Here is a 25,543-nt window from a genome sequence, read left to right on the forward strand (position 1 = left end):
AACTGAGGATGGCTGCGATGCGACATCACAACCGCGAATCGAAGAGCCCTCAGGCTACGCTCGCGCCTTCCCGGAAGTAAGGCCCAGGCCGCGACTTCGAGGGTCCATTTCGGATCTATGCGTAGGCCATGAGGTGTGCATCCATTGCCGGCTCGCGGCCACGCTCAGGCGCTGGCATGCGGCGCATGCGCACAGCGGCCTCACAGCCTCGACGGGGTCACGCGCAAGAGAAGTCGGGAAACCGGCTCAACGCATGCGGACTTGCGCCGCTTGCAGAGACAGCGGATCCGCCGCCGCGGCTTCTTGCCGATGGCGTACATGAAGCCGCTGCAGCACCTGGTGCACATGGTTCTTGACAGTGGCGAGCTCGATGTCGAGCTCGCGGGCGATCTGCTTGTTGCTCAGGCCCGAGCGCAGCATCTGGAGGATGCGTGTCTGCCGTGGCGTCAGCACGCGCGAGGCCGCGGACGGCGCCCGCTCGGCGGCCAGTTCGGCGACACGTCGCAGCAACGTGGCCGACACACGCGGCGAACACGCGAGTTCGCCACGCAGAACCGCGTCGATGCACGCCAGCAGCTCGTCCAGGGAGTTGTCGCAGGTGACGAGACCCGCGGCGCCCGCTTCGGCCCACTTCAGCAAGTCCCTGTCGTTCTCGTTGGCGCTCACCGCCATGGCGATCACCTTGATCGCCGGTGACAAGGCGCGGGCCAGGGGCACCAGGTCGAACGCACCATCGAGAGTCGTGTCGGCCAGCACGATATCCGGCTGGAAACGCTGCATGGCGACCATCGCGCCCGCACCGTCCGCCGCTACGGCCACGATGGAAAGGTGCTGGCGCGAACTGATCTCGCGCACCAGCCCTTCGCGATAGATGCGCGCCCTCACCGCGATCACTACGCTGCTCATGTCGGTTGCGCGCCCCGAGGGTTCGCCTGAAACGGCGTGCAACGCAGCTCGACCATTGCCGCTTGCCACGCCAGACGGATGCCACTGTGTGTCTGCCATGCCCCCCTCCTGCGCGTTGCGGTGTGCGCGGAGGCCAGGCCCCGACGCATGACGACCAGTATAGGAAGACCGAATCTGTGGTTCACCCTCAGTGAAGGGGATGCCAAGCGATGCGGCTGGCCTCCGCCGTGCGTCCCCCGCCTGCTTGGCGATGCCGGACTCGGTGCAATATGCGAGCCTTGAACAAAGTCATGGAGACACGAAGATGCATGCAGATTTTGATGATTCGCCGACCGGTGCCCTGCTCACGCGGCGCCGGCTCTTCCAGGCCGCCAGCGGGCTTGGGCTCGGCGGACTCCTCCCTTCGCTGGCATCGGCCCAGGCGGCCTGGCCCACGAAATCCGTTCGATTCGTGGTCCCCTTCGCCCCCGGTGGAAGCTCGGAGATCGTCGCCCGCTCCACGGCCGCGGAGCTTTCCAACACGCTCGGCCAGAGCGTCTTCGTCGACAACAAGCCGGGCGCCGCGGGCAACATCGCGATGGCGGAAGTCGCGCGCAGCGATGACCAGCACACCATCATCCTCGGGCACATCGGCACGCTGGCGGTCAATCCGTACATCTTCGACAAGCTGCCGTACGACCCCAACAAGGACTTCAAGCCCGTCAGCCTGCTGGCGAAGGTGCCCAGCCTGTATGTGGTGCATCCCGACGTGCCGGCCAGAAATCTCACCGAGTTCATCGCCTATGCCAAGTCCAAGCCCGGCAAGCTGAGCTACGGCTCCGCGGGCAACGGCAGCGCCGGCCATCTCGCATTCGAGTACCTGAAGATGACCTCGGGCGTCTTCATGCTGCACGTGCCCTACCGCGGCACGGGCCCGATGCTGACCGACCTGCTGTCCGGCCGGCTGGACGCCTCGGCGATCGGCGCAGCGGCCATCATTCCCTTCATCAAGTCCGGCAAGGTGCGCTGCATCGCGACCGGGTCCGCCAAGCGCCTGCCGCAGTTGCCCGACGTCGCGACGGTGGCGGAACAGGGCTTCCCCGGCTTCGAGATGACCCAGTGGTACGGGATGCTCGCCCCGGCGAGCATGGCGCCAGCCAACGTGGCAAAGCTGTCCGCCGAAACCATGAAGGCCGTCCGGTCGCCCGCGGCGACGGAGCGCCTTCGCGGAGACGCTGCCGAAGCCATCGGCGGCACGCCGGAACAGTTTGCCCAGTTCATCGCCTTGGAACAGGCGCGCTGGAAGAAAGTGATCGCACGGGCCAACATCAAGCCGGACTGAAGAGGCTTCGCATGTCCGGGAAGCCCCTGAGCGTTCCTCAGCCTTCCAGGGCCAACCCATGCCTTAAAATCTTCGACACATGCCCCGCTGGCTCGCTGCCTCTTTCATCGCTTTCGTCCTGTCTTGCTTCGGTTTCGCGGCCGTTGCGCACAGTTCGACGCATGCGATCGATCACGGCGCCGCCAGCGTGACGCATGTGCAGCACGACCTGTCAGCCAGCAGCGACGCGCCGGTGGACGACACCGAGGAGGCATCGGCCCTCCAGGACGAGGTCAACTCCGGCTGCACCGAAGCCGCAGCGGGTGCCCTTCGGGCCTTTCTCGCCGTGTCGGCTTCCCAGCCGGTGCCTCAGCCGGCCATGAGCGCCACGCCTTCGCCTTTTCTCGCGCAGCCCAAGCGGCCACCACGCGAGCACGCCTTCCTCCTCTAAGGCTCGCCGCCTCGAGAGCTCCCGGGCTCCCCGCTTCTCGATGCGAGCGCTCTGCATCGCCGCGTCCGCGCGCCCCGATGCGCCCCCGTTCCTATTGAAAGAATCACCGATGCGTCTAACCACCAAGGGCCGCTTCGCCGTCACTGCCATGATCGACGTGGCACTCCGGGGCCGTATGGGCCCGGTCAACCTGTCCTCCATCAGCCAGCGCCAGCGGATTTCGCTGTCGCACCTGGAGCAGCTCTTCGCCAAGCTGCGGCGGGACAAACTGGTCGAATCCACGCGCGGTCCGGGCGGCGGCTACTCGCTGGGCCGCAAGGCGACCGAGATCACCGTGGCGCACATCGTCCTGGCCATCGACGGCGACGCCGATCAGGCATCGAGGCCGCAGGACGAAGTCCCGGGTGCCGTGAAGCGCTGCACCACGGACGAGCTCTGGGCCTCCGTCAATCGCCGGGCGATCGAGTTCCTGGAATCGGTCACGCTCCAGAGCCTGGTCGACGAGCAGATAGCACGCGGCGTGCTGATCGAGCGCGAACGGCCGCTGCGCGCGCACGCCGTCACGCCTGCCACCCGCCCGCCGATGCGGATCAATGCGCCGAACTCCGTCTTTGCACTGGGAGCGATGCTGGCCAAGCGTTCCTGAGCAGCCCCCGGCGGGTTCTCCGGCCAACCGGGGCGTATCGTGTGGACTTGACTATCCACACACGCCCCCGCATGAATGCCCCCCATTCCGAGCCGCCGCACGACGTCGCGGTTCTCATCGGCCGTTTCCAGCCCTTCCACAACGGGCATCTGTCGCTTTTGAAGCTGGCGCTCGACACGGCGCCGCGCGTAGTGGTGGTGATCGGCTCGGCCTTCCAGGCGCTTTCGCCCAAGCATCCCTTCAGTTGGCAGGATCGCGCGGAGATGATCCGCCATGCGGTGCCGGAGGCCGATCGCCCGCGCCTGCAGTTCGTTCCGGTCCGTGACTATTTCGACGAGACACGGTGGATCGACGCCGTCAGGCGCGAGGTCGCGCATGCGTTGACTGCCGGCCATGCCGGGCCCTCGCCTTCGATCGCACTGGTCGGGCATTTCAGGGATGCGACCCGCGAATACCTCCGAGCCTTCCCGGAATGGACACTGCGCACCGCCGGCGGCGTGCCGGTGCGGCGCGCCAGCGCGATGCGCGACGCGCTTTTCGCCGCGCCGGAAGCAGCATTGACGGCGCTCGCCGACGAATTGCCGGCCGGCGCGGTCGACTTTCTCCGCGCGTGGAGCACGCGCGCCCCCTTCGAGGCGCTCGCGCAGGAGGCCGAACTGCTCAGGCAGTACGAGGCGTCATGGGCCGTGGCGCCCTATCCGCCGGTGCTGGTCACGGTCGACTGCGTCGTGAAGTGCCAGGACAAGGTGTTGCTGATCCGGCGCGGACAGGCGCCGGGCAAGGGCCTGTTCGCGGTGCCGGGAGGCTTCCTCGAACAGCGCGAGACCACACTGCAGGCTGCGCTTCGCGAACTCGATGAGGAAACGCACCTCGCTCTGCCGCCCGACACGCTGCGCGCCTGCCTGAAGGCCACGGCGTGTTCGACCAACCCGACCGCAGCGCGCGCGGACGCACCATCACGCACGGCCATTTCTTCGACCTGGGCGACCGGGAACTCCCCGGTCTGCGGGCCGACGATGATGCCGCCGATGCCGAATGGACGCCCATCGCCGACCTGTGCGCGCGCGAGGACCGCTTCCTGGACGACCACTTCCAGATGCTCGATCAATACCTCGGACTGCTCCATCGCTGAGACAGCCTGTAGGCAGGGGACCACGCCGTCCCATTGTCTTTTCCGGCATCGGGCGCCACGGCGCTTGACTAAGGTGAGTTCACACACACCAACCGGAGACCTCCATGAAAAGCATCATCCTTTGGCTCTGCGGCGTACCGCTCGTGGTGATCATCGGCCTGAAGGTCTTCGGCGTCCTTTGAGCTGAGCAACGATTCCTCCTCCCGGCGCTACCCGGCGCCGTTACACAGCGCCTTTCGGGGCGCTGTTTTTTTGGAAGAACCCGTTACTTGAGTTCGCGGCGCAAGGTCTGGACGTCGTCGTGCAGGCTCTTCGCCCAGGCACGGCGATCGCGTCCCTGCGAGGGCTGCGGCTCGCCGAAGCGCACGATCGCCAGCAGTGGCGGCGCCTTCAACGTGTTCCAAACCGAGGTCAGCAAGCTGTCGTCGTCGATGTAACGCGGCGCATAGCTGGTTTCACCCGTCGCCGCATCGGCGAAGCGAAGCGCGGCCGGCTGCACGGGTGCGCCCGACGAGATGGCCGCCTGCAGCAGGTTGGCATGGAAAGGCAGGAGTCCGTGGCCGTCGCTGGTCGTGCCTTCGGGAAAGACCGCCATGATGTCGCCTTCACGCAGCGCCTCGGTCATGTGATGCACCACGCGCACCGCGTCGCGCCGCCGTTCACGCTCTATATAGAGGGAGCCGGCGCCGGTCGACAGGGTGCCGATCACCGGCCACTCCCGCACCACCGATTTGGAGACGAAGCGCACATGCCGCGCGGCATGGATCGTGAGGATGTCCAGCCATGACAGGTGGTTGCACACCAGCAGCAGGGGTCCGTGCGCCGGCGGCGTGCCTTGCACCGTCAGGCTGATTCCCATCAGGTTGAGCATGCGCTCCGACCATTGCTGCACGCGCTGTTCGCGCTCCACCGGCGACAGGTGCGGGAACTTGGTGCGGATGGTCCACCACCCCGCAACCACGTGCCCGAGCGCGCGCAACAACTTGAGACTCACTGACACGACGTGCATGCGGACGGCTTCCTCGGTCTGCCTGTGAGCGCTAGCCGTGGACGATGCGTCCGCCCACCAGCGTGAAGCGCGCACGGCCGTGCATCGCGTAGCCGCTGAAGGGCGTGTGCTTGCCCTGGCTCCGGAGCGCATCGGGCTGCACTTGCCATTCGAGCGCGGGATCGACCACGCAGAGGTCCGCCGCGCCGCCCTTCGCCAGCCTGCCCACGCCTTGGGCGCCCAGCAGCTTGGCAGGGGCCGCGCTCACGACCTCGATGGCGCGTGCCACGCCCGCGCCGCTCTGCTCGCCCCACTGCAATGCGAGCGGCAGCAGGAGTTCGAGTCCGGTGGCGCCGGCTTCTGCTTCGGCAAAGGGCAAGGTCTTGGCGTCGGCCTCCACCGGCGTGTGGTCGGACACCAGCGCATCGATGGTGCCGTCCGCCAGTCCGGCCGACAGCGCATCGCGGTCGCGCTGCTGGCGCAGCGGCGGGTTCAGCCGCGCACGGCTGTCGAAATAACCGATGTCGGTGTCCACGAGGTGCAGCGAGTTGATGCTGACGTCGCAGGTCAGCGGCAGGCCCTCGGCCTTGGCTGCGCGCACTTGCGCCACGCCGGCCGCGCTCGACAGGCGGCACAGGTGCACGCGCGCGCCGGTGCTGCGCATGAGTTCGATGATGGTGAAGATCGCGATCGTCTCGGCCGCGGCCGGCACACCCGCGAGACCCAGGCGCGTGGCCAGCGGGCCGCTGGCGGCGACGCCATTTCCCAGGTCGCGCTCCTGCGGGCGCAGCCACACGGTGTAGCCGAAGGTGCTGGCGTACAGCAGCGCGCGCTGCAACACCTGCGTGTTGCCCAGCGGAACGTCGGCCTGGCCGAAGCCGATGCAGCCGGCCTCCGTGAGTTCGGCCATTTCGGTCAGCACCTCGCCCGCGAGGCTGCGCGTGAGCGCGCCGAGCGGGAACAGCCGTGCGCGCTGCATCTTTTCGGCGCGGAACTTGAGCATTTCGACGAGGCCCGGCTCGTCGAGCACCGGGTCGGTGTCCGGCGGGCAGACCAGGCTGGTGACGCCGCCGGCGACCGCCGCGCCCATCTCGCTTTCGAGCATGCCTTCGTGCTCGTAGCCGGGCTCGCGCAGCCTGGCGGCGAGGTCGACCAGTCCGGGCACGACGAGGCAGTCTTGGGCGTCGAGCGTTCGCTCCGCGCGGAATTCACTGGAAACGTCGCCGATGGCGAGAACCTTGCCGTCGGCGACCGCCACGTCGGCCTTTCGGTCGAAGCCGGATGAAGGGTCGACGACGCGACCGTTGGTGATCAGGATGTTGCTCATGCTTCGTTACCCGCGACGATGCTCATGACCGCCATTCGCACGGCGATGCCGAAAGTGACCTGCGGCAGGATCACGCTCTGCCGGCCGTCCACCACGGCCGAGTCGATTTCCACGCCGCGGTTGATCGGCCCCGGATGCATCACGATGGCATCCGACTTGGCCAGTTGCAGCTTCTCGGGCGTGAGGCCGAAGGTCTTGAAGAATTCCTGCGACGACGGCAGCAGCGCGCCGCTCATGCGCTCGTTCTGCAGCCGCAGCATGATGATGACGTCGCAGTCCTTGATGCCTTCTTCCAGCGTGTGGCACACCCGCACGCCCATCTGCGCCATGTCGGTGGGCACCAGCGTCTTGGGGCCGACCACGCGCACTTCGGCGCAGCCGAGCGTGGTGAGCGCATGGATGTCGGAGCGCGCCACGCGCGAGTGCAGCACATCGCCGACGATCGCGACCGTGAGGTTCGCGAAGTCCTTCTTGTAGTGGCGGATCGTGTACATGTCGAGCAGCCCCTGCGTCGGGTGCGCGTGGCGACCGTCGCCCGCGTTCACCACGTGCACGTGCGGCGCAACGTGCTGCGCGATCAGGTAGGGCGCGCCCGATTCGCTGTGGCGCACGACGAACAGGTCGGCAGCCATCGCGCTCAGGTTGGCGATGGTGTCGAGCAGCGACTCGCCCTTCGTCGCCGACGAGCGCGCGATGTCGAGGTTGATCACGTCGGCCGACAGTCGCTTGGCCGCGATCTCGAAGGTGGTGCGCGTGCGCGTCGAGTTCTCGAAGAACAGGTTGAACACGCTCTTGCCGCGCAGCAGCGGCACCTTCTTCACTTCGCGGTCGCTCACGCTGGTGAAGTTGGCGGCGGTGTCGAGGATGTGGGTGACGATGTCCTTCGGCAGGCCCTCGATCGAGAGCAGGTGGATCAGCTCGCCGTGCTTGTTGAGTTGGGGGTTTCGTTTGTAGAGCATCAGGTGGTTTCCTCTACCTTGAAGCTGAACGCGCCTTTGTCACTGCGCGCCAGGGCGAGCAATTGCGTTGACGGCAGTTCGAGGTGCTGGGCTGCAAAGTCCGCCGCCACCGGCAATTCGCGGCCGCCGCGGTCGATCAGCACCGCCAGCCGCACGCGCGCCGGCCGGCCGAAGTCGAACAGCTCGTTGAGCACCGCACGGATGGTGCGGCCCGTGTAGAGCACGTCGTCGAGCAGGAGCACGTCGGCGCCGTTGACGTCGAAAGGCAGCGTCGTCTGTGCGCTTGCTGACAGGCCGCGGCGCGCGAAATCGTCGCGGTGCATGGCCGAGGAAATGATGCCGGGCGCGCCGGGCAGGCCCAGGTCTTTCTGCAGCCGCTCGACCAGCCACGCGCCGCCGGAGGTGATGCCGACAAGGCGCGTGTCGTCGCGCATCAGGGATTTCACGCCGCGCAGCAGCTCGACGTAGAGCGCTTCGGCGTCAGGGATGGAATTCACGGAAGGCTCCTCAGGAACTGTTCAAGGATGATGCATGCCGACGCGGCGTCGGCATCGCGCGCGCCCGAGGCGAGCGCCTCGGTCGTGCTGTAGCGCTCGTCGACCTCGTACACCGGCAGCTTGAAGCGGCCGTGCAGTTGCCGGGCAAAGCGTTGTGCGGCGCGGGTGTTGTCGTGCGGCGCGCCGTCGGGGTGATAGGGCACGCCGACGACCAGCGCGTCGGGCTGCCACTCGCGGATGCGGGCCTCCACCTGCGCAAAGCGCGCGTCGCCCTCGGCCTTGATGGTGGCTTGCGGCGTCGCCGTCCTGAGCAAACGATTGCCGCTCGCGACGCCGGTGCGCTTCTGGCCGAAATCGAAGGCCAGGAAGCTTTGGAAATGGGAGGGAACGGAAACCGGAGGGGTGGCGTCGGGCATTGCCGTAACGCTCATGCGTGCCCCGCGTCGGGCGACAGGGTCCACGCCTCCAGGCCCAGCAGCGACAACGCCTTGTCGTAGCGCTGCTCGATCGGCGTGTCGAAGATCACCGCGGGATCGGCGCCGACCGTCAGCCAGCTGTTTTCGGCCAGTTCGGATTCGAGCTGGCCTTCGCCCCAGGCGGCGTAGCCCAGCGAAACCAGCACCTTGCGCGGGCCGGCACCGGTGGCGAGCGCCTCCAGCACGTCCTTGGAGGTCGTCATTTCGAGGCCGCCGGGAATCGTCATGGTCGACGCGTAGACCGACTCGTTCGGCTTGTCCGCCTGCGCGAAAACCGGCTCATGCAGGACGAAGCCGCGCTCGGTCTGGACCGGGCCGCCCTGGAACACGGGCGCCGCGCCCAGTTCGGGGCTGGAGAGGTGCAGTTCGATCTTCTCGAACAGCACCTTGAGATTGATGTCGCTGGGTTTGTTGATGACGAGGCCGAGCGCGCCGCGCTCGCTGTGCTCGCAGAGGTAGACCACGCTGCGGCTGAAGGCCTTGTCTTCCAGACCCGGCATCGCAATCAGGAAATGATGCGTGAGGTTCATCGGGGCAGAATCGGAGGCCATGCCGCCGATTTTACTGGCCGTCGACAAAACCTATCCCAAGGGCCTGATGTGGTTTCGGCGCGACCTGCGCGTCGACGACAACGCGGCGCTCTACCAGGCCCTGCGCGCGTGCCGGCAGGTGCTGTGCGTGTTCGTCTTCGACCGCGCGATCCTCGATTCCCTTCCCCGCGCGGACCGGCGCGTCGAGTTCATCCGGGAATCGCTGGTGGAGCTGGACGCCGAGCTGCGGTCGCTGGGCGGCGGGCTGATCATCCGCCATGCCGTGGCGGAAGACGAAATCGGGCAACTCGCACGCGCGCTGGACGTGCAGGCCGTCTTTGCCAATCGCGACGACGAGCCCGACGCGCTGGCGCGCGACGCCAAGGTGCTCGGCGCCCTGGCGAACGCGGGCGTCGCTTTCCATACCTACAAGGACCATTCCGTCTTCGAGCGCGAAGAGGTCCTGACCCAGGCGGGGCAGCCCTACACCGTCTTCACACCCTACAAGCGAGCCTGGCTTTCCAAGGTGGATGCCTTCTACCTGAAACCCTACCCCGTGCGCAGCTATGCCGACGCGCTGGCGCCCGTGCCGGAGAAGTTCAAGGCGCCAGTGCCGCCGCTGGCGGACATCGGCTTCGAGAAGAGCAACCTCGATCAACTGGAAATCCCCACCGGCAGCCAGGGCGGCGCCGCGCTTTTCGACGACTTCTTCCAGCGCATCGACCGCTATCACCAGACGCGCGACTTTCCGTCCGTGCGCGGGCCCAGCTACCTCGGCGTGCACCTGCGCTTCGGCACCGTCTCGATCCGGCAGCTGGCGGGCATCGCGCACCAGTTGACGCTGCAGGGGGACCAGGGCGCGGCGACCTGGCTCAGCGAGCTGATCTGGCGCGATTTCTATTTTCAGATCCTGGCGCACCATCCGCACGTGGCGGCGGGCGGTGAATCGAAAAGCTTCAGGCCCGAATACGACAAGATCCAGTGGCATCACGGCAAGCACGCCGACATGCTCTTCGACGCCTGGTGCAAAGGCCAGACCGGCTACCCGCTCGTCGACGCGGCCATGGCGCAAATCAACCAGACCGGCTACATGCACAACCGCCTGCGCATGGTGGTCGCGAGCTTTCTCTGCAAGGACCTGGGGATCGACTGGCGTCGCGGCGAACGGTACTTCGCGGAGCACCTCAACGACTTCGAACTGTCGTCGAACAACGGCGGCTGGCAGTGGGCGAGTTCGAGCGGCTGCGATGCGCAGCCCTATTTCCGGATCTTCAATCCGGTGACGCAGAGCGAGCGCTTCGACCCGGAGGGCAAGTTCATCCGCCGTTACCTGCCGCAGCTGGCCAAGCTGTCCAATGCCGAGATCCACGCGCCATGGACAGCCAGGCCGCTGGAACTCGTGGCGGCCGGCGTGACGCTGGGGGAGACCTATCCCAAGCCGATCGTCGATCACGCCGAGGCGCGCGACCGGACCTTGCAGCGCTACGCGGTGGTGAAAAGATAGCCGCAGCCTGCACGGCGGCGCGATTCGCAAGCAGCCGCGGAACCGGCTTCGCCGGGCCGCGGGCTGCGCCCCCTGCAAGGGGGTGGGCGGCTACACGAAGTGAGCAAGCGTGGGGGTGTGCTGGTCAAGCCACCAGCGCCACGGGCACCTCGACGCCCGTGTAGCTCCGCACCAGCCGCAGCAGTTCCTCTTCCGAGTACGGCTTGCCAAGGTAGTGGTTCACGCCCAGCGCACGCGCATGGTCGTGGTGCTTCTCGGCGATGCGCGAGGTGATCATGATGATCGGCAGGTCAGCCAGCGACTCGTCCGCACGGATGTTGCGGGCAAGGTCGAAGCCGTCCATGCGCGGCATCTCGATGTCCGACAGCACGACGGCCGGACGCTCCTGCTGGAGCCGTTCGAGCGCCTGCAGGCCGTCGGCGGCCAGCGACACACGGTAGCCTTCGCGTTGCAGCAGGCGCTGCGTGACGCGCCGCACCGTGATCGAGTCGTCCACCACCAGCACCAGCGGGACCTGCGGCACCGATTGCGGCACCTGCTTGGCCGGCTCTGCGCCGCCGACATCCCTGGTCGTCTGGCGGGTCCGCGTCGCCTGCAGCTCGCGCGCCTTTTCGCCATGCACGGCGGCCAGCGCCACCGGGTTGTAGATGAGCGCGACCGCGCCGGAGGCCAGCACCGAGATGGCGGCCATGCCGGGCAGGCGCGACAGCTGCGGCCCGAGGTTCTTCACCACGACTTCCTGGTTGCCCAGGACTTCGTCGACGTGCAGCGCGACGCGCTGTGCAGCGCTTCGCACGATGACGATCGTGTTGGCCTTGCCGGGTGCGCGCTCGCTGCCCGAGGAGGACTGGAGCAACGCGCCGGCCCAGTAGAACGGAACCTGCTCGCCGCCGAAGGCGTAGCGCTGGTTGAGGTAGGCCGATTCGAGATCGGAGGCGCCCGCGCGCAACACCAGTTCGACCAGGCTGGAGGGCACGCCGATCGACGTGGCGCCCGCACGCAGCATGACCACGTGCGTCACGGCGGTCGTCAGCGGCAGCACCAGCTTGAAGACGGTGCCTTGTCCGGGCTGGCTGCTCGTTTCGATTCGGCCGCCGAGCGCCGCGACTTCCGCGCGCACCACGTCCATGCCGATGCCGCGGCCGGCCAGTTCGGAAACCTGCTCCGCCGTGGAGAAGCCGGGTTGGAAGATCAGTTCGGCAGCTTCGGCGGGGCTGAGCTGCTTGCCTTCGGGGATCAGCCCGAGCGTCACCGCCCGCGCGGCAATGCGCTCGAAGTTGAGCCCGGCGCCGTCGTCACGGAAGCTGACCGAGACGTCGTTGCCTTCGTGATGCAGCTCGATGACGATCAGGCCGCTCGAATCCTTGCCGGCCTTCTCACGCACCGCCACATCCTCGATGCCGTGCGCCACGCAGTTGCGCAGCAAGTGCTCGAAGGCGGGCGTCATGCGGTCCAGCACGCCGCGGTCCATCTCGATGGAGCCGCCGGTGATGTCCAGGCGGACCTGCTTGCCGGTGTCCTTCGAGGCCTGGCGCACGACGCGGTAGAGGCGATCCGAAATGCCTTCGAACTCCACCATGCGCGTGCGCAGCAAGCCGCGCTGCAGTTCGCGAGTCTGGCGCGCCTGGGCGCTCAGATCGTCTTCCGTCGCCTGCACCGTCTTCTGGAGCGTGCGCTGCACGGTCGCCACGTCGTTGACCGACTCGGCCATCATGCGGGTGAGTTCCTGCACGCGCGTGAAGCGGTCGAACTCGAGCGGATCGAAGCCCTGCTGCGAATCCTTCGCCTGTGCCAGGCGCGACTGCATCTGGCTTTCGGCCTGGACCTCGATGTCGCGCAACTGCTGGCGCAGGCGATCCAGGTTGCCGGTCAGGTCGCCGAGCGAGCTGCGCAGCTGGCCCAGTTCGGCTTCGAGCCGCGAGCGCGTGATGATCACCTCGCCGGCCTGCGCGACCAGGCGGTCGAGCAGATGGGTGCGGATGCGCACCGCCTGGTTCGAGATGGCGCGCAGTGGCGTGAGCGCCGACGGCGAAGGCATGGCGACCGCGCTGCGTTCGACGATTGCCTCGTCGGCAGGAGCAGCTTCTTCCGTCTCGCCGGCTGGCGTTTCGACAGCGGCAACGGGCAGTTCCACCGGCGTGGATGCGGCCGTTGCGGCGGCGGCACGCTGCACCAGTTCGGTCTGGACCGCGTCATCCGCGGCGCGCAGCGCGTCAAAGGTGGCCTGCAGTGAGTCGAAGCGTGTGAGCAGTTGTTCGATCGATTGCCGGTCGGCGCCCTCGGAGCCGAGCGCTTCGATGTCGGACTCCATGCGGTGCGCGCGTTCGCCGAGGCGCATCGCGCCGGCCAGCCGTGCGCTGCCCTTGAGCGTGTGCAGCGTGCGCAAGGTGGAGGCGCGTGCGCCCGTGCCTTCCGGATGCTGCGACCACTCGCGCAGTGCGGCGCCGAGTTGCGGCAGCAGTTCGGCGGCCTCTTCCTCGAAGATCGGGAACAGGTCGACGTCGACGGCGTCGGTCACGTCGACCGCGTCCTCGGAGTCGTCGAGCGCCACGTCGGCCATGGCGTCGCGCGGCACATGGAAGGTCACCAGCCGGCCTTCGACCGGCTCGACGGGCAACTGCGAGGCAGCGACTTCGCGCAGTGCCTGCAGCGTTTCGTCGGCGGGCTCGCGCAGGAAGCCGGCAGCGAACTGATGCAGCAGGCGCCGCAATTCCTCGGCTGCCACGACCAGCACGACGCCCTGCTCCGGCGTTCCGCGGCCCTGCATCTGCAGATGCTGCAGCGCGGCCTCGAACAGGCGCGCCATGCTCGACAGGCTCTGGAAGCCGACTGTCGCCGAGCTGCCGGCCAGCGAATGGGCCAGGCCGATCATCGAGTCGGAGACCCGCTCGTGCGATTCGAGCGCCCATTCGCCGACTTCGGTGGCGAGCTGCCTCGACCACTCGTCGGCTTCGTTCAGGTAGACGTTGTAGAGCGCGATGCCGATGCGCAGCGGGCCGATCACCTTGACCTGCTCTTCGGCGCTCGGTGCTGCCGCTGCGGGGCGCTCGGCCTCGGCATCGGCTTCGACTTCGATCGGTGCGGCCGGAGCGGGCGGCTCGGCGGCTTCGGCGACGGGTTCGGCCGGCGCTTCCTCGATCGCTTCCGCGACGGGCTCGACGGCTTCGGGCTCGGGCTCGATCGCGACGGCGGCTTCGGCCGGCGCTTCCGGCTCGACCGGGCTTTCCGGCGCCAGCGTCAGTTCGAAAGCGAGTTCTTCCGCAGGCGCAGGAAGCTCGGCCGGCGCGGGTGCGGGCACCTCGAACATGGCTTCGATTTCGGCATCCGTTGCGGGTGTCTGCGCTGGAATGGCTTCCGGCACCTGCGGCTGCACGGCACGCGCCGCGAGCGAAGGCTCGAGCGAGGTGTGTGCGGTCTCCAGGAAATCGACGTCCTCGAGTTCGACCATCACCTCCGGATCTTGCGGCGCCGGCGGCTTGGCATCGAAATCGAGGAAGTCCGTCGATGCGAAACCGTCGTCACCAGCGGGCTCGTCTTCGCGCCGGAGTTCCGGCTCGGCTTCCTGATGCTTCTCGGGCTCGTGGAGACCCGACCAGACGGTGGTCACCTCGGTCTTCGGTGCGTCGGGTTGCGCCTCCTCGACCGGCGCTTCGAAAGCGACGGGCTCGGAATCCAGATCCAGATCGGGAAGATCCGGCATCTCCGGAAGCGGCAGCGGTTCGACCGGCGCCGGTGGCGCTTCGATGGCGGATTCCGCTGCGATGTGACGGGCGGCGGCCACCAGGGTGCTGGCGTCGGCGACGGGGGCTGGCGCCAGCGGTTCACCGGTGCGCAGGGCCTCGGCGATGGCGCGGAACGGCGCCGATTGCCAGGTGTGCGGTTCACCGGCGGCAATGGCTTCGACCCATTTCGCGAAGTCCTGCAGCGACGTGCGCGTGCCGGCGAGCAATTCGGGTGTGGCGGGGCGCTGGTCGGCGAGCCAGGTATTCAGCACCTGCTCGAAAGACCAGGCGGCTTCGCCGAAGTCCATGAGCCCGACCATGCGGGCACTGCCCTTGAGCGTGTGGAACGCACGGCGCAGCACGGTGAGTTCGCCGCTGTCGTCCGGACGCGAACCGAGCGCGGACACGGCAGCGAGGCCGTTGTGCAGCACTTCGCGCGCTTCGTCCAGGAAGATGTTCTGGAGGTCGTCTTCCTCGAGTTCCGTCACCTCGGTGTCGGGCAATGCTTCCAGCGGCGCCGGGCCGGTGATCTTGGCGGTCCAGCTGGCCGTGGCGCGGCTGAATTCCTCGATCGGCGACGGCGGCGTCTTGCGCGTGCCCGGCCCTGCCAGCGCGGCGAGCTTGGCCGCGATCTGCGCATCGACTTCCTCGACGCTCAGCACCGTGTCGGTGACGGCCACCGGCCCGGAAGCCGACGCGAACGACACCGGCGCAACGGCCTCGGGCAGGCTGGCATCGCTGGCCTGGCGACCCATGAGGGGCTTGAGCTCGCCGAGCTCTTCATCGAATACGAACAGCCGCTTGGCGAGCGCAGGCTGGTAGCTGAGCATGTCGATCAGGAAGCCGAGCGCGCCCAGGTTGTTGCCGAGCGAATCGAAGGCCTGGATCTGATTGGCGGGAGACTCCTCCGCCAGCAACTGGTCGACGTTCTCGCGCATGCGCTGCACGGTCTGGGCCGCCTGGTCCAGTCCGAGGACCGAGAACACGCCGCGCATCTGCAGCAGCTGGCTCGGCACGGTACGCAGCAAGCCCTTTTCGGCAGGCCGGCGGAAAAACTGGTCGAGCGACTTTTCGAGTTCGCTCAGGTGGCTGCGCAGTTCGCCGACCACGGTGCCCATCGTCTGGCGATCGCTCACGCGGCGGTAGAGCTCCTCCATCCACGGCTCGAGCGGCTCCGAGCGGCCGCCTTCGCGTGCGCGCTCGATCCGGCCGGCGAGTTGAACGGTGCGAGCCGTCAGCTGGCGATCGTGCGGGTCCAGATCTTCGAAAGCCGCTTCCAGATACAGGACGGAGGTCGCGACTTCCATCGCGAGTTCGGTCGCAGGCGGCTTGCCGGAGCGCAGCGACGCGTCGACCGCGTTGTTCAGCGCCTGCACCATCGGCATGCTCGGCGGATGCAGCTTCTGCAGCGATTCACCCAGCTGCGCGAAGGTATCGGCCACCTGCCGCGTGCGGTTCACGTCGCCGCCCGAGAGCGCCGACCACATTTCCTTCGCGGCCTCGATGCGCTTGCGCGCCTGCGCGAGCACCACCGGGTCGAAGCGGCCGAACTGCTCGATCGTGTAGTCGACGGTCTGCTCGTTCGCGACGCCCCAGGCGACGCGAACGGCGCGCAGCGTGGCAGCCTCGTCGCGCGAGCCGGGGACGGCCTGCGCGCAGAAGAACAACAGATCCTGGCCCAGGCGGTCGGAGACGGTGTTGTCGCCGCGCGCCAGGGTCGCGTACTGCAGCAGCACGCGAGATGCGGCGCGCTTCACGTGCGAGTCGGTCGGAATCAGCGCCAGCGCCAGTGCCTCGAAGAAGCCTGCAGCGAGCGTCCAGAAACTGGCGACCCGAGGAACCGATGCGCCACGGCCGAGCCCCAGGCACAGTGCCTGCAGACGGCGGGCAGCATGGTCGTCGCCGCTCTTGACGACCTTGAGCACTTCGCGGTCGAGCTTCGAGCGGACGGCCGGGTCATACACCAGCGCGGTCTGGGTAGGCGCGGGTTTGATCTCGACCCAGCGCCAGGTCATGCTCCACAGGTCGGCGGGGTGGACCCGTTCATTGCCGACCAGTTCGAGCACTTCGCGGTACTGCGGGAAGAGCGCGACCGACGAGACCGTCTTGCCCGAGATCAGCGCATTCAGGAAGTCAGCGACGGCAAAACCCGCGCGGTCGATCTTCTGGACCGCGGAGTCGGTGCAGCGCAGCGGTTCCGTGACGAAGCTCTGGACCGCGAATTCCATGGCGCCCAGCACGAGTGCCGGTGCCGCATGGCCCACCATCTGCAGCGCGCCGACGGCCTGATGCAGTTGCTGCCGCGCGAGGCGCAGCGGCTGGGTGTCGATCTCTGAGCCCGGTGCGGCGGCGGCCGCGTCGCGGGCAAAGCGCCGCAACGTCTTGCCCACACCGTCGAGCGATTTCTGGATTTCTCCGAGCACCCAGGCCAACGGCCCAAGATCCTCGGTCGCCGGCGCGTTGCCGGCGGTATGGGCGGTGGCAGGGCTTTGGGTCGACACGTTGGGCGCTCGGCGTTCAGGCAATCTTGAAACGAGACACGGACTGACGCAGTTCCTCGGCCATGTGCGAGAGCTCGCGGACCTGTTGCGCGGTGGTACGCGTACCTTCGCCGGTCTGCTCGGTCACGGCAAAGATGTGCTGGATGTTGGCCGCCACGACGTTGGCCGAATCGGCTTCGCGGGAGGCGGACTGCGAGATCTGCTCGATCAGCTCGGCGAGTCGGCGCGACACGCGGTCGATCTCGGAGAGCGCGGTACCGGCGTTGTCGGAGAGCTTGGCCCCCTCGACCACACCCTGCGTGGAGCGTTCCATGGCGCCGACCGCATCCTGCGTGTCGGTCTGAATCGCCTTCACGAGTGCCGAGATCTGGCGCGTGGCGTCTGCGGAACGCTCGGCCAGTCGCTGCACTTCTTCCGCCACCACCGAGAAGCCGCGACCGGCTTCGCCAGCGGATGCCGCCTGGATGGCAGCGTTGAGCGCCAGCACGTTGGTCTGTTCGGTAATGTCCGAGATCAGTTCGGTGATTTCACCGATCTCCTGCGAGGATTCGCCGAGGCGCTTGATCCGCTTGGAGGTTTCCTGGATCTGGTCGCGGATGGAGTTCATGCCGCCGATCGCGTTCTGCACGGCCTGCAGGCCCGACGAAGCGGCTTGCAGCGACTGGCGCGCCACCGTGGCCGATTCCTGCGCTTGCGAGGACACGCCGTTGATTCGCTCCGCCATCGTCAGCACCGACTGGCCGGTTTCGCGAATTTCGCGCAGCTGTTCGGTCGATGCGGCGAGCAGTTCGGTCGAGGTGCTTTCCACCTGCGACGTCGTTTGTGCCACGCGGGTTGCCGTGTTCTGCACGTTGCCCACCAGCAGGCGAAGTTCTTCCACCGTGTAGTTCACCGAGTCGGCGATGGCGCCCGTGATGTCCTCGGTCACGGTGGCTTCCTGCGTCAGGTCGCCTTCAGCGACGGTCTGCAGTTCGTTCATCAGGCGCAAGATCGCGGCCTGGTTGGCGGAGTTGACGCGGCTGGCGTCCTCGGAGACACGCTCGGCTTCGATGCGGTCACGTTCGGCGGCGGCGGCGCGTTCGCGGCCTTCGCGCACCTGCACGAAACCGATGGCGCCGGCGAGTGCCAGGGCGGCCAGCGACAGCACGAACAGCATCACGACCGTGCCGGCACCGAGGCCGGTGCGTGCGGAGAGCTTTTCCTGCAGGTCGCCGAGCGAGGTACGCAGCGGTTCGCTGTCGGCCAGGATGGCGGCCTGCGCTTCACGCGCTGCGACCAGGCCCTGGAGGTTGCCCAGGATGGCGCCGGCTTGCGTGCGCGTCTGTTCGTAGGTCTTCAGGATGGCGTCGAGCTGCTGACGCGTCTGGGCGTCGCGCGTGCCGGGCAGGCGCTGCTGGGCGCTGCCGTCGAGCAGGCCGCGCGTGACTTCCTGGAAGGTGTTCAGGTCCTTGCCGAGCAGGAACACCGCGTCGGGGCTCACGCCTTCGACCGTGAGGAACTCGTTGGCCGACTTGCCGATGCGCTGCGTCAGCATCACCAGCTGGCCGGCGGCGGAAATCTCGGGCAGGGTGGCGTTCTGCTGCATCTTGAGCGAAGCCACGGTCTCGGTCATTTCGAGCAGGTCCGACGACTGGCGATTGATGTCGCGCAGCGCGTTGCCGACCTGCGTCAGGATTTGCTGCTGGGCCAGCACGGCCTTGGCACTCTTGTCGGCACGCTCGACCAGCGGCGTGATCTTGCCGAGTTCCAAGTCGTACTGGCTGCCCACGCGCTCCAGCTTGAGCGCGTCGTCACCGTTCGAGAGACCCTGCACGCGGCGCGTCAGGTCGTCCGAGCTGTCCTTGACTTCGGCGAAGGCCGCCACGTTGCCGACCAGCGCCTGGGATACCGACTTGGCGAGGCGCTGCGACTGCATGAGCGACTGGCCGGTGGCAGCCACCTGTTGCGCGAGCCGTTCGGCGCGCAGGATGGCGGAGCCGGCGACCAGCAGCAGCAACAGCACCACGCCCGCCAACGCCATCGCGAGAATCCGCTGCTGTCGAGCGGGGTTCGAGCGCTGCGAGCGTCGTGTGCGGGAGCTGCGCGCCGAGCCCGGCGCCGCGCCGGAAGCCTCTGCCTGGGCGGCTTGCTCCGGAGCCTGATCCGCAGCAGCGTCGACTGCGTCGGTACCGGCCGACAGGCCTGTCGGCTCGGGAGAGGCATCCCTACGTATAAGCACGGTCTTTTCCTCGGAATTCTGCAAGGTTTCGACATTGTCCAGCGTGAGGGCGGCGGCGCTATCGGCGCTCACTGACACGCTGCTGCCGCTCACGGGCAGGAATTTCTTGAACTTGTCGGCGATCGAGCTCACGGTCGGTCCTTCAGGTTGTGGTCGGTGCAAGGCTGCCTGCTCAGGCGCCGATGCTCAAAAATTGGGGTTGCTGCGAAAGCGCCTGCAGGTTGATTTCCTGCCAGCGCCCTCCTGCCGCGTCGGTGTAGGCATGTCCGTGCCACGCGGGCGCATCGCTGGCCGGGGCCTGCGATGCAACGAAGGCGTCCACGCCGCGCAAGCCGACCAGCCGGTCGATCAGCAACGCGCAGTTGACTTCGAGCATTTCATTGAGCGCAACCAGCCGGGACTGCGCGCGCGCCGTCTCGCTCACCACGGGCGCTGACGCCGCGCCGGAGGCGAAGGTCGAAAGCTGCACGACGCCGTACAGTCCGCCGCGCAGATTGGCAACGCCGAGAAACCAGGGCTCGGTGTAGGGCACGGGCTGCGGAGGCATCCAGGGAAAGATCTCGCCCGCGTGCCCCAGCGGGAACAGGTAATTCGATTCGCCCGCCTCCACGGCAAGCCACGATGCGGAAACGCCCGTGGTGCGCGCCGCCTGGAGGCGACTGGCGAGCCGGGACTGGAAAGCGCGGAGAGCGTCGCGGTTGGCCATGGATGAAGGACTTGCGCGATCAGGCCAGGGCGCTGATCTTTGCCATCAGCTCGGCCGTGTTGACGGGCTTGACGATGTAGTCGCGGGCGCCTTGGCGCATGCCCCAGACGCGATCGGTTTCCTGGTTCTTGCTCGTGCACAGGATGATCGGCACCGCCGCATATTGCGGATGGCGGGCGATGGCCCGCGTGAGCTGGAAGCCGTTCTGGCCGGGCATCACGACGTCCATCAGGATGAGGTCGGGCTGCTCTTCCTCGAGACGACGCATGGCGTCGTCAGCGTTCTCGGCGGTCCTCACCGAGAAGCCATTTTTCTGGAGGAGGTCCGTCAGGAAGACCAGTTCGGTCTTCGAGTCGTCGACCACGAGCACTTTGCGAATAGCCATTTACTGCGCTTCCTGAACGATGCCGAACTGCTGGACGGCGTGGAGCAGCTGGTCTTTGGTGAAAGGTTTGGTGAGATAGTCCTGCGACCCGACCATGCGGCCGCGCGCCTTGTCGAATACTCCGTCCTTCGACGAGAGCATCACGACCGGCACATTGGAAAAATGAGAGTTGCGCTTGATGATCGCGCAGGTCTGATAGCCGTCTAGACGAGGCATCAGGATGTCGCAAAAAATCAGGTGTGGCTTGTGGTCGTTGACCTTGGACAGCGCATCGAAGCCGTCCTCGGCCAGCAGGACTTCATGACCGCCCTGCTTGAGGAAGATCTCGGCGCTGCGCCGAATGGTGTTGCTGTCGTCAATGACAAGCACCTTGTAACCGGATCCATTCGCGCTCATTCGCACCGCTCCTCTTGTGACACCTTGACGACCGCTGCGCTCCTCTCAGGAGCGCAGGAAGCGCGGCCCTATGCCATGCTTCAGATCTCAACCATTTCGAAGTCTTCCTTGCGCGCTCCACACTCGGGGCAGGTCCAGTTCATCGGAACATCGGCCCATGCCGTACCGGCAGCAATACCATCTTCCGGCACGCCCACCGACTCGTCATAGATCCACCCACAAATCAGGCACATCCAGGTTTTCGTATTCATCGCAGCTTAAAGTCCCTGTTCATCAAATGCAACGATCGTATCCAAACGTATCTCAAAATCCCGTGAGAATCGTCTCAGATATGCCACCATCTGGTGAGCCCTGATTGGGTATGAACACTTCTTTACTACCAACAGAGCACGATCACAAAGTGAGCGATCTTAACGACCCCTCGAACGACGAAGACACTGCAGAAAGCGATTTGAACCCGCCCTGCGTGCTGGTCTTCAACGCCAGCGACCCGAGCGGCGCTGGCGGACTGGGCGGCGACGCGCTGGCCATGGCCTCGGTCGGGGCTCACATGCTGGCTGTCGTGACAGGCGCCTACGCACGCGACACCGCGGAAATTTTCGATCACTTCGCGTTCGACGAGGAAGCCGTCGCCGAGCAGGCGCGCTCCATCCTCGAAGACGTGGAAGTCCAGCTCATCAAGATCGGCTTCGTGGGTTCCCCCGAAATCCTGAGTACCGTGGCCGAGACCGCGACCGACTACCCCGAAGTGCCCGTCGTCGCCTACATGCCCAACCTCTCGTGGTGGGAAGACAGCCAGATCGAGGCCTACCACGACGCGTTCCGCGAACTCGTGCTGCCGCAGACCACCGTCCTGGTCGGCAACCACAGCACGCTGTGGCGCTGGCTGCTTCCCGACTGGAGCGGTGAGCGCCCTCCGACCGCACGCGACATCGCGAAGGCCGCGGGCGAGTTCGGCGTGCCCTACACGCTGGTCACCGGTCTCGTGCTGCCCGACCAGTTCATCGACAACGTGCTGGCATCGCCGCAGTCGGTGCTCGCCAGCGAGAAGTACGAACGGCTGGACGCGGTGTTCGCGGGCGCCGGCGACACGCTGTCCGCAGCGCTCTCCGCGCTGCTCGCGAGCGGCACCGATCTCGTCGCCGCCACCAGCGAGGCGCTGAGTTACATGGACCGTTGCCTCGATGCGGGCTTCCGTCCCGGCATGGGCCATGTGCTGCCCGATCGGCTGTTCTGGGCGCAGTCCGAGGACGACGAGGACGAGGACAATGGCGACGCCTCTCCCACCGACTTTGCCTTGCCGCCGCACGACACGAGGCACTAGGCTCGCCCCCAGCCTGCGCGCACTGCGTGTCGCTTCGCCTACCCCCTACCGGGGGCAGGCCGGCCGCTACGGGCGGCCGGGTGCGGCGGCCCTCCCAACTGAATACCGACAACCTCGACGCAATGACTACCTCTATCGACCCAAACGACATTCTTTTTGAACGCGCACGCGCTGTGATTCCCGGGGGAGTCAATTCGCCGGTTCGCGCGTTCAAGGCCGTGGGGGGGACGCCGCGCTTCGTGAAGCGGGCGCAGGGTGCCTATTTCTGGGATGCGGCGGACAAGCGATTCATCGACTACATCGGCTCGTGGGGGCCGATGATCCTGGGCCACGGGCATCCCGCCGTCGTCGAGGCGGTGCAGCGTGCGGTGACCGAGGGCTTTTCGTTCGGCGCGCCCACGGAGCGCGAGATCGAGCTTGCCGAGGCCATCCTTGCGCTGGTCCCATCGATGGAAATGGTGCGGCTCGTGAGTTCCGGCACCGAAGCCGCCATGAGCGCGTTGCGCCTTGCGCGTGGCGCGACGGGCCGCAAGTACATCATCAAGTTCGAAGGCTGCTATCACGGCCACGCCGACGCGCTGCTGGTCAAGGCGGGCTCGGGGCTTGCGACCTTCGGCAATCCGACGTCGGCCGGCGTGCCGCCGGAAGTGGTCCAGCACACGCTGGTCCTCGAATACAACAACCTGGCACAGCTCGAGGAAGCGTTCGCGCTGCATGGGCACGAGATCGCCTGTCTGATGATCGAGGCCATCGCGGGCAACATGAACTTCGTGCGCGCGAGCGCTGCCTTCGCCAAGCGCTGCCGCGAGCTTTGCACGCAGCACGGTGCGCTGCTGGTGTTCGACGAGGTCATGACCGGCTTCCGCGTCGGCCTGCGCGGCGCGCAGGGCGTGCTGGGCATCACGCCGGACCTCACGGTGCTCGGCAAGGTGATCGGCGGCGGCATGCCGCTTGCCGCCTTCGGCGGGCCCCGCGCGATCATGGAACAGCTTGCGCCGCAAGGGCCGGTGTACCAGGCCGGCACCCTGTCGGGCAATCCGGTGGCGACCGCCTGCGGCCTCGCGACCTTGAAGGAGATCGCCAAGCCCGGTTTCTACGAAGCGCTGTCGAAGAAGACGCGCTCCCTCGCCGATGGACTGAAGGCTGCGGCTGCTGCCGAAGGCGTCCCCTTCTGTTCCGACAGTGAAGGCGGCATGTTCGGCTTCTTCCTGCTTGACGCGCTGCCGCAGAACTACACGGCCGTGATGAAGAGCGACGGCGCGAAGTTCAACAGCCTGTTTCATGGCCTGCTGGACCGCGGTGTCTACATCGCACCGGCGCTGTATGAAGCCGGCTTCGTGAGCGCAGCCCACACCGACGAAGACATCGCAGCCACGATCGAAGCTGCCCGCCAGATCTTCAAGACGCTCTAGCCGCCATGAAGCTGCCATCGCTCCTGGCAGGCGCGAGCCTGCTCCTGCCTGCCCTGGCCTCGGCGCAGGTCGACATCAGCCAGGTCTGGATCAACCCCGGCTTCTATTCGCTGCACTTCGATCGCAACAAGGGACTGGAAGACTTCAATCCCGGCATCGGCATCGAGTGGCCGATCGACAAGACCTTCTCGCTCACGGCCGGCGCGTTCCGCAACAGCGACCGCGACCGCTCGCACTACATCGGCCTCTACGTGATGCCCTTCGAGTTCCACGGCGTGAAGCTCGGCGCCGTGGTGGGCGGCTTCGACGGCTACCAGATGACCAACAACGGCGGCTGGTTCCCGGCCCTGATCCCGACCGCGGCCATCGAAGGCAAGAACTGGGGACTGAACATCGCGATCATCCCCAGCATCAAGAACCGCCTCTACGGCGCCATCAGCTTCCAGCTGAAGTACCGCTTTTCGGACGGCCAATAGCCCCTCCCCCTACGCCAGAAACACCGCGGAACCGGCTCAGCCGGTCCGCCGGTGTTGCCCCCGGCAGGGGGTAGGCGGCCACACGAAGTGGGCAAGCCTGGGGGCGAGCAACAATCAGTGCCGGAAGTGACGCACGCCTGACAGGACCATCACCACGCCGCGCTCATCGGCGGCGTCGATCACTTCCTGGTCGCGCATCGAGCCGCCCGGCTGGATCACCGAGGTGGCGCCGGCATCGACGACCACGTCCAGCCCGTCGCGGAACGGGAAGAACGCATCGCTCGCGACTGCGGTGCCCGAGAGCGACAAGCCCGCGTGCTGCGCCTTGATGCTCGCGATGCGCGCCGAATCGAGCCGGCTCATTTGCCCGGCGCCGACACCCATCGTCATGCCGTCCGCACAGAACACGATCGCGTTGCTCTTCACGAACTTCGCGACCTTCCATGCGAACAGGAGATCCTGCAGTTGCTGCGGCGTCGGCTGCTTCTTGCTGACGATCTTGAGCTCGTCGATCGACAGCTCGCGGTTGTCCGCCGTCTGCATGAGCAGGCCCGAGCCGATGCGCTTGACGTCCACCGCATTGCGGCCGTTGTCCCAGTCGGTCTTGCCGCCGGGCGGCAGCGCGATCTGGAGGATGCGCACGTTGACCTTGCTCTTGAACACTTCGAGCGCTTCAGGCGCATAGCCGGGCGCCATCAGCACTTCGACGAACTGCTTGCTCACCGCTTCCGCCGCGGCGCGGTCCAGCGGCCGGTTGAAGGCGATGATGCCGCCGAAGGCCGAGGTGGGGTCGGTCTTGAAAGCCTTGCTGTAGGCCTCCAGCGCGTCCTTGCCGGTCGCCACGCCGCAGGGGTTGGCATGCTTCACGATCACGCAGGCGGCCGTGTCGAAGCTCTTCACGCACTCCCAGGCCGCGTCCGCATCGGCGATGTTGTTGTAGCTGAGTTCCTTGCCCTGCAGCTGCGTCGCCGTCACCAGCGACCCCGGCGCCGGATACAGGTCGCGATAGAACGCGGCCTGCTGGTGCGGGTTCTCGCCGTAGCGCAGGTCCTGCAGCTTGACGAAGCGGCCATTGCTCTGCGCCGGGAACAGCGCGTGCGCGCCGTCTTCCTGGATGCGGGAGAGGTAGTCGCTGATCGCGCCGTCGTACTGGCTGATGCGGTTGAACGCGGCCACCGAGAAGGCGAACTTGGACTTGTCGCTGAGCTTGCCGTCTGCCTTCAGTTCGGCGAGCGCCTGCGGGTATTGCGCGGCATCGGTCAGCACGCCGACGTCCTTCCAGTTCTTGGCTGCGCTGCGAACCATGGCCGGGCCACCGATGTCGATGTTCTCGATGGCGTCTTCCAGCGTGCAGCCGGGCTTGGCCACCGTGGCTTCGAACGGATAGAGGTTCACCACGAGCAGGTCGATGGTGTCGATGCCGTGCTCCTTCAGCGCGGCCATGTGGGCCGGCAGGTCACGGCGCGCCAGCAGGCCGCCGTGCACCTTGGGATGCAGCGTCTTGACGCGACCGTCGAGCATCTCGGGGAAGCCCGTGAGCTCGGCCACCTCGGTCACCGGCAGGCCGGCGTCGGCCAGCAGCTTGGCGGTGCCGCCCGTGGAGAGCAGCTTGATGCCCAGCGCATGCAGGGCCTGTGCGAATTCGAGGATGCCGGTCTTGTCGGAAACGGAGATCAGTGCGTTCATC

General features: G+C 66.9%; 22 protein-coding genes. 8 read left to right on the top strand and 14 right to left on the bottom strand.

Annotated features, from left to right (window positions below; genetic code table 11):
* Positions 1-246 precede the first annotated feature (246 nt).
* Positions 247-1,005 carry a LuxR C-terminal-related transcriptional regulator gene (locus tag QTH90_RS22940; RefSeq protein WP_286666877.1) on the bottom strand — a complete coding sequence of 253 codons (759 nt, stop codon included), beginning with the start codon at positions 1,003-1,005 and terminating at the stop codon, positions 247-249.
* Positions 1,006-1,210: 205 nt separating this feature from the next.
* Between QTH90_RS22940 and QTH90_RS22945 the strand changes: the two genes are divergently transcribed.
* From QTH90_RS22945 to QTH90_RS22960, 4 genes are all read left to right on the top strand, one after another.
* A complete protein-coding gene (locus QTH90_RS22945) occupies positions 1,211-2,227 on the top strand; it encodes a Bug family tripartite tricarboxylate transporter substrate binding protein (protein WP_286666878.1) in 1,017 nt (338 codons plus the stop codon).
* 79 nt (positions 2,228-2,306) lie between these two features.
* A complete protein-coding gene (locus tag QTH90_RS22950; protein ID WP_286666879.1) occupies positions 2,307-2,657 on the top strand; it encodes a hypothetical protein in 351 nt (116 codons plus the stop codon).
* 109 nt (positions 2,658-2,766) lie between these two features.
* Positions 2,767-3,303, top strand: coding sequence for an Rrf2 family transcriptional regulator (locus QTH90_RS22955; RefSeq protein ID WP_286666880.1), 537 nt, complete (start codon positions 2,767-2,769; stop codon positions 3,301-3,303).
* A 71-nt stretch (positions 3,304-3,374) separates the two neighbouring features.
* On the top strand, positions 3,375-4,622 hold the full coding sequence (locus QTH90_RS22960; RefSeq protein WP_353506627.1) for an adenylyltransferase/cytidyltransferase family protein: 1,248 nt from the start codon (positions 3,375-3,377) through the stop codon (positions 4,620-4,622).
* Positions 4,623-4,700: 78 nt separating this feature from the next.
* On the opposite strand, the gene QTH90_RS22965 is transcribed toward QTH90_RS22960, so the two are convergent.
* The 6 genes from QTH90_RS22965 to QTH90_RS22990 are packed head-to-tail and all read right to left on the bottom strand — an operon-like array spanning position 4,701 to position 9,233.
* A complete protein-coding gene (locus QTH90_RS22965; RefSeq protein ID WP_286666881.1) occupies positions 4,701-5,444 on the bottom strand; it encodes a lysophospholipid acyltransferase family protein in 744 nt (247 codons plus the stop codon).
* A 31-nt stretch (positions 5,445-5,475) separates the two neighbouring features.
* The gene (locus tag QTH90_RS22970; protein ID WP_286666882.1) at positions 5,476-6,750 is read right to left on the bottom strand and encodes a dihydroorotase; all 1,275 of its coding nucleotides are present in this window, start codon (positions 6,748-6,750) and stop codon (positions 5,476-5,478) included.
* On the bottom strand, positions 6,747-7,709 hold the full coding sequence (locus QTH90_RS22975; protein WP_286567879.1) for an aspartate carbamoyltransferase catalytic subunit: 963 nt from the start codon (positions 7,707-7,709) through the stop codon (positions 6,747-6,749). The genes QTH90_RS22970 and QTH90_RS22975 overlap by 4 nt, the downstream gene beginning before the upstream one ends.
* Entirely contained in the window at positions 7,709-8,206 is a 498-nt protein-coding gene (pyrR, locus tag QTH90_RS22980) for a bifunctional pyr operon transcriptional regulator/uracil phosphoribosyltransferase PyrR (RefSeq protein ID WP_286666883.1), read from the bottom strand. The genes QTH90_RS22975 and pyrR overlap by 1 nt, the downstream gene beginning before the upstream one ends.
* Entirely contained in the window at positions 8,203-8,637 is a 435-nt protein-coding gene (ruvX, locus tag QTH90_RS22985; RefSeq protein WP_286666884.1) for a Holliday junction resolvase RuvX, read from the bottom strand. The genes pyrR and ruvX overlap by 4 nt, the downstream gene beginning before the upstream one ends.
* The gene (locus QTH90_RS22990) at positions 8,634-9,233 is read right to left on the bottom strand and encodes a YqgE/AlgH family protein (RefSeq protein ID WP_286666885.1); all 600 of its coding nucleotides are present in this window, start codon (positions 9,231-9,233) and stop codon (positions 8,634-8,636) included. The genes ruvX and QTH90_RS22990 overlap by 4 nt, the downstream gene beginning before the upstream one ends.
* On the opposite strand from QTH90_RS22990, the gene QTH90_RS22995 reads away from it, so the two are divergent.
* Entirely contained in the window at positions 9,232-10,716 is a 1,485-nt protein-coding gene (locus tag QTH90_RS22995; RefSeq protein WP_286666886.1) for a cryptochrome/photolyase family protein, read from the top strand. The two genes, QTH90_RS22990 and QTH90_RS22995, sit on opposite strands and share 2 nt — an antisense overlap.
* Positions 10,717-10,840: 124 nt before the next feature.
* On the opposite strand, the gene QTH90_RS23000 is transcribed toward QTH90_RS22995, so the two are convergent.
* The 6 genes from QTH90_RS23000 to QTH90_RS23025 all read right to left on the bottom strand — a co-directional run bounded on the left by QTH90_RS23000 (position 10,841) and on the right by QTH90_RS23025 (position 20,895).
* A complete protein-coding gene (locus QTH90_RS23000) occupies positions 10,841-16,939 on the bottom strand; it encodes a hybrid sensor histidine kinase/response regulator (RefSeq protein ID WP_286666887.1) in 6,099 nt (2,032 codons plus the stop codon).
* A 16-nt stretch (positions 16,940-16,955) separates the two neighbouring features.
* The gene (locus tag QTH90_RS23005) at positions 16,956-19,289 is read right to left on the bottom strand and encodes a methyl-accepting chemotaxis protein (protein WP_286666888.1); all 2,334 of its coding nucleotides are present in this window, start codon (positions 19,287-19,289) and stop codon (positions 16,956-16,958) included.
* A gap of 40 nt (positions 19,290-19,329) precedes the next feature.
* Complete coding sequence (locus QTH90_RS23010) at positions 19,330-19,863, bottom strand: chemotaxis protein CheW (RefSeq protein ID WP_286666889.1); 534 nt, start codon at positions 19,861-19,863, stop codon at positions 19,330-19,332.
* A 19-nt stretch (positions 19,864-19,882) separates the two neighbouring features.
* Positions 19,883-20,248 (bottom strand): response regulator transcription factor, encoded by a 366-nt coding sequence (locus QTH90_RS23015; RefSeq protein WP_286567887.1) that lies wholly within the window; start codon positions 20,246-20,248, stop codon positions 19,883-19,885.
* A complete protein-coding gene (locus QTH90_RS23020) occupies positions 20,249-20,644 on the bottom strand; it encodes a response regulator (protein ID WP_286567888.1) in 396 nt (131 codons plus the stop codon).
* 80 nt (positions 20,645-20,724) lie between these two features.
* Entirely contained in the window at positions 20,725-20,895 is a 171-nt protein-coding gene (locus tag QTH90_RS23025; protein WP_081781356.1) for a rubredoxin, read from the bottom strand.
* Positions 20,896-21,005: 110 nt separating this feature from the next.
* On the opposite strand from QTH90_RS23025, the gene thiD reads away from it, so the two are divergent.
* The 3 genes from thiD (at position 21,006) to QTH90_RS23040 (ending at position 23,856) form a co-directional block, all read left to right on the top strand.
* Positions 21,006-21,968 carry a bifunctional hydroxymethylpyrimidine kinase/phosphomethylpyrimidine kinase gene (gene thiD / locus QTH90_RS23030; RefSeq protein WP_286666890.1) on the top strand — a complete coding sequence of 321 codons (963 nt, stop codon included), beginning with the start codon at positions 21,006-21,008 and terminating at the stop codon, positions 21,966-21,968.
* A gap of 122 nt (positions 21,969-22,090) precedes the next feature.
* Positions 22,091-23,380 carry a glutamate-1-semialdehyde 2,1-aminomutase gene (gene hemL, locus QTH90_RS23035; protein WP_286666891.1) on the top strand — a complete coding sequence of 430 codons (1,290 nt, stop codon included), beginning with the start codon at positions 22,091-22,093 and terminating at the stop codon, positions 23,378-23,380.
* Between the two features lie 5 nt (positions 23,381-23,385).
* Positions 23,386-23,856, top strand: a complete 471-nt coding sequence (locus QTH90_RS23040; protein WP_286666892.1) for a hypothetical protein — start codon at positions 23,386-23,388, stop codon at positions 23,854-23,856.
* Positions 23,857-23,970: 114 nt separating this feature from the next.
* On the opposite strand, the gene purH is transcribed toward QTH90_RS23040, so the two are convergent.
* Positions 23,971-25,542 carry a bifunctional phosphoribosylaminoimidazolecarboxamide formyltransferase/IMP cyclohydrolase gene (gene purH, locus QTH90_RS23045; RefSeq protein WP_286666893.1) on the bottom strand — a complete coding sequence of 524 codons (1,572 nt, stop codon included), beginning with the start codon at positions 25,540-25,542 and terminating at the stop codon, positions 23,971-23,973.
* Position 25,543 lies beyond the last annotated feature (1 nt).

It is taken from the genome of Variovorax flavidus (genome assembly GCF_030317145.1).
In the GTDB taxonomy this organism is placed as follows: Bacteria; Pseudomonadota; Gammaproteobacteria; order Burkholderiales; family Burkholderiaceae_C; genus Variovorax; species Variovorax flavidus.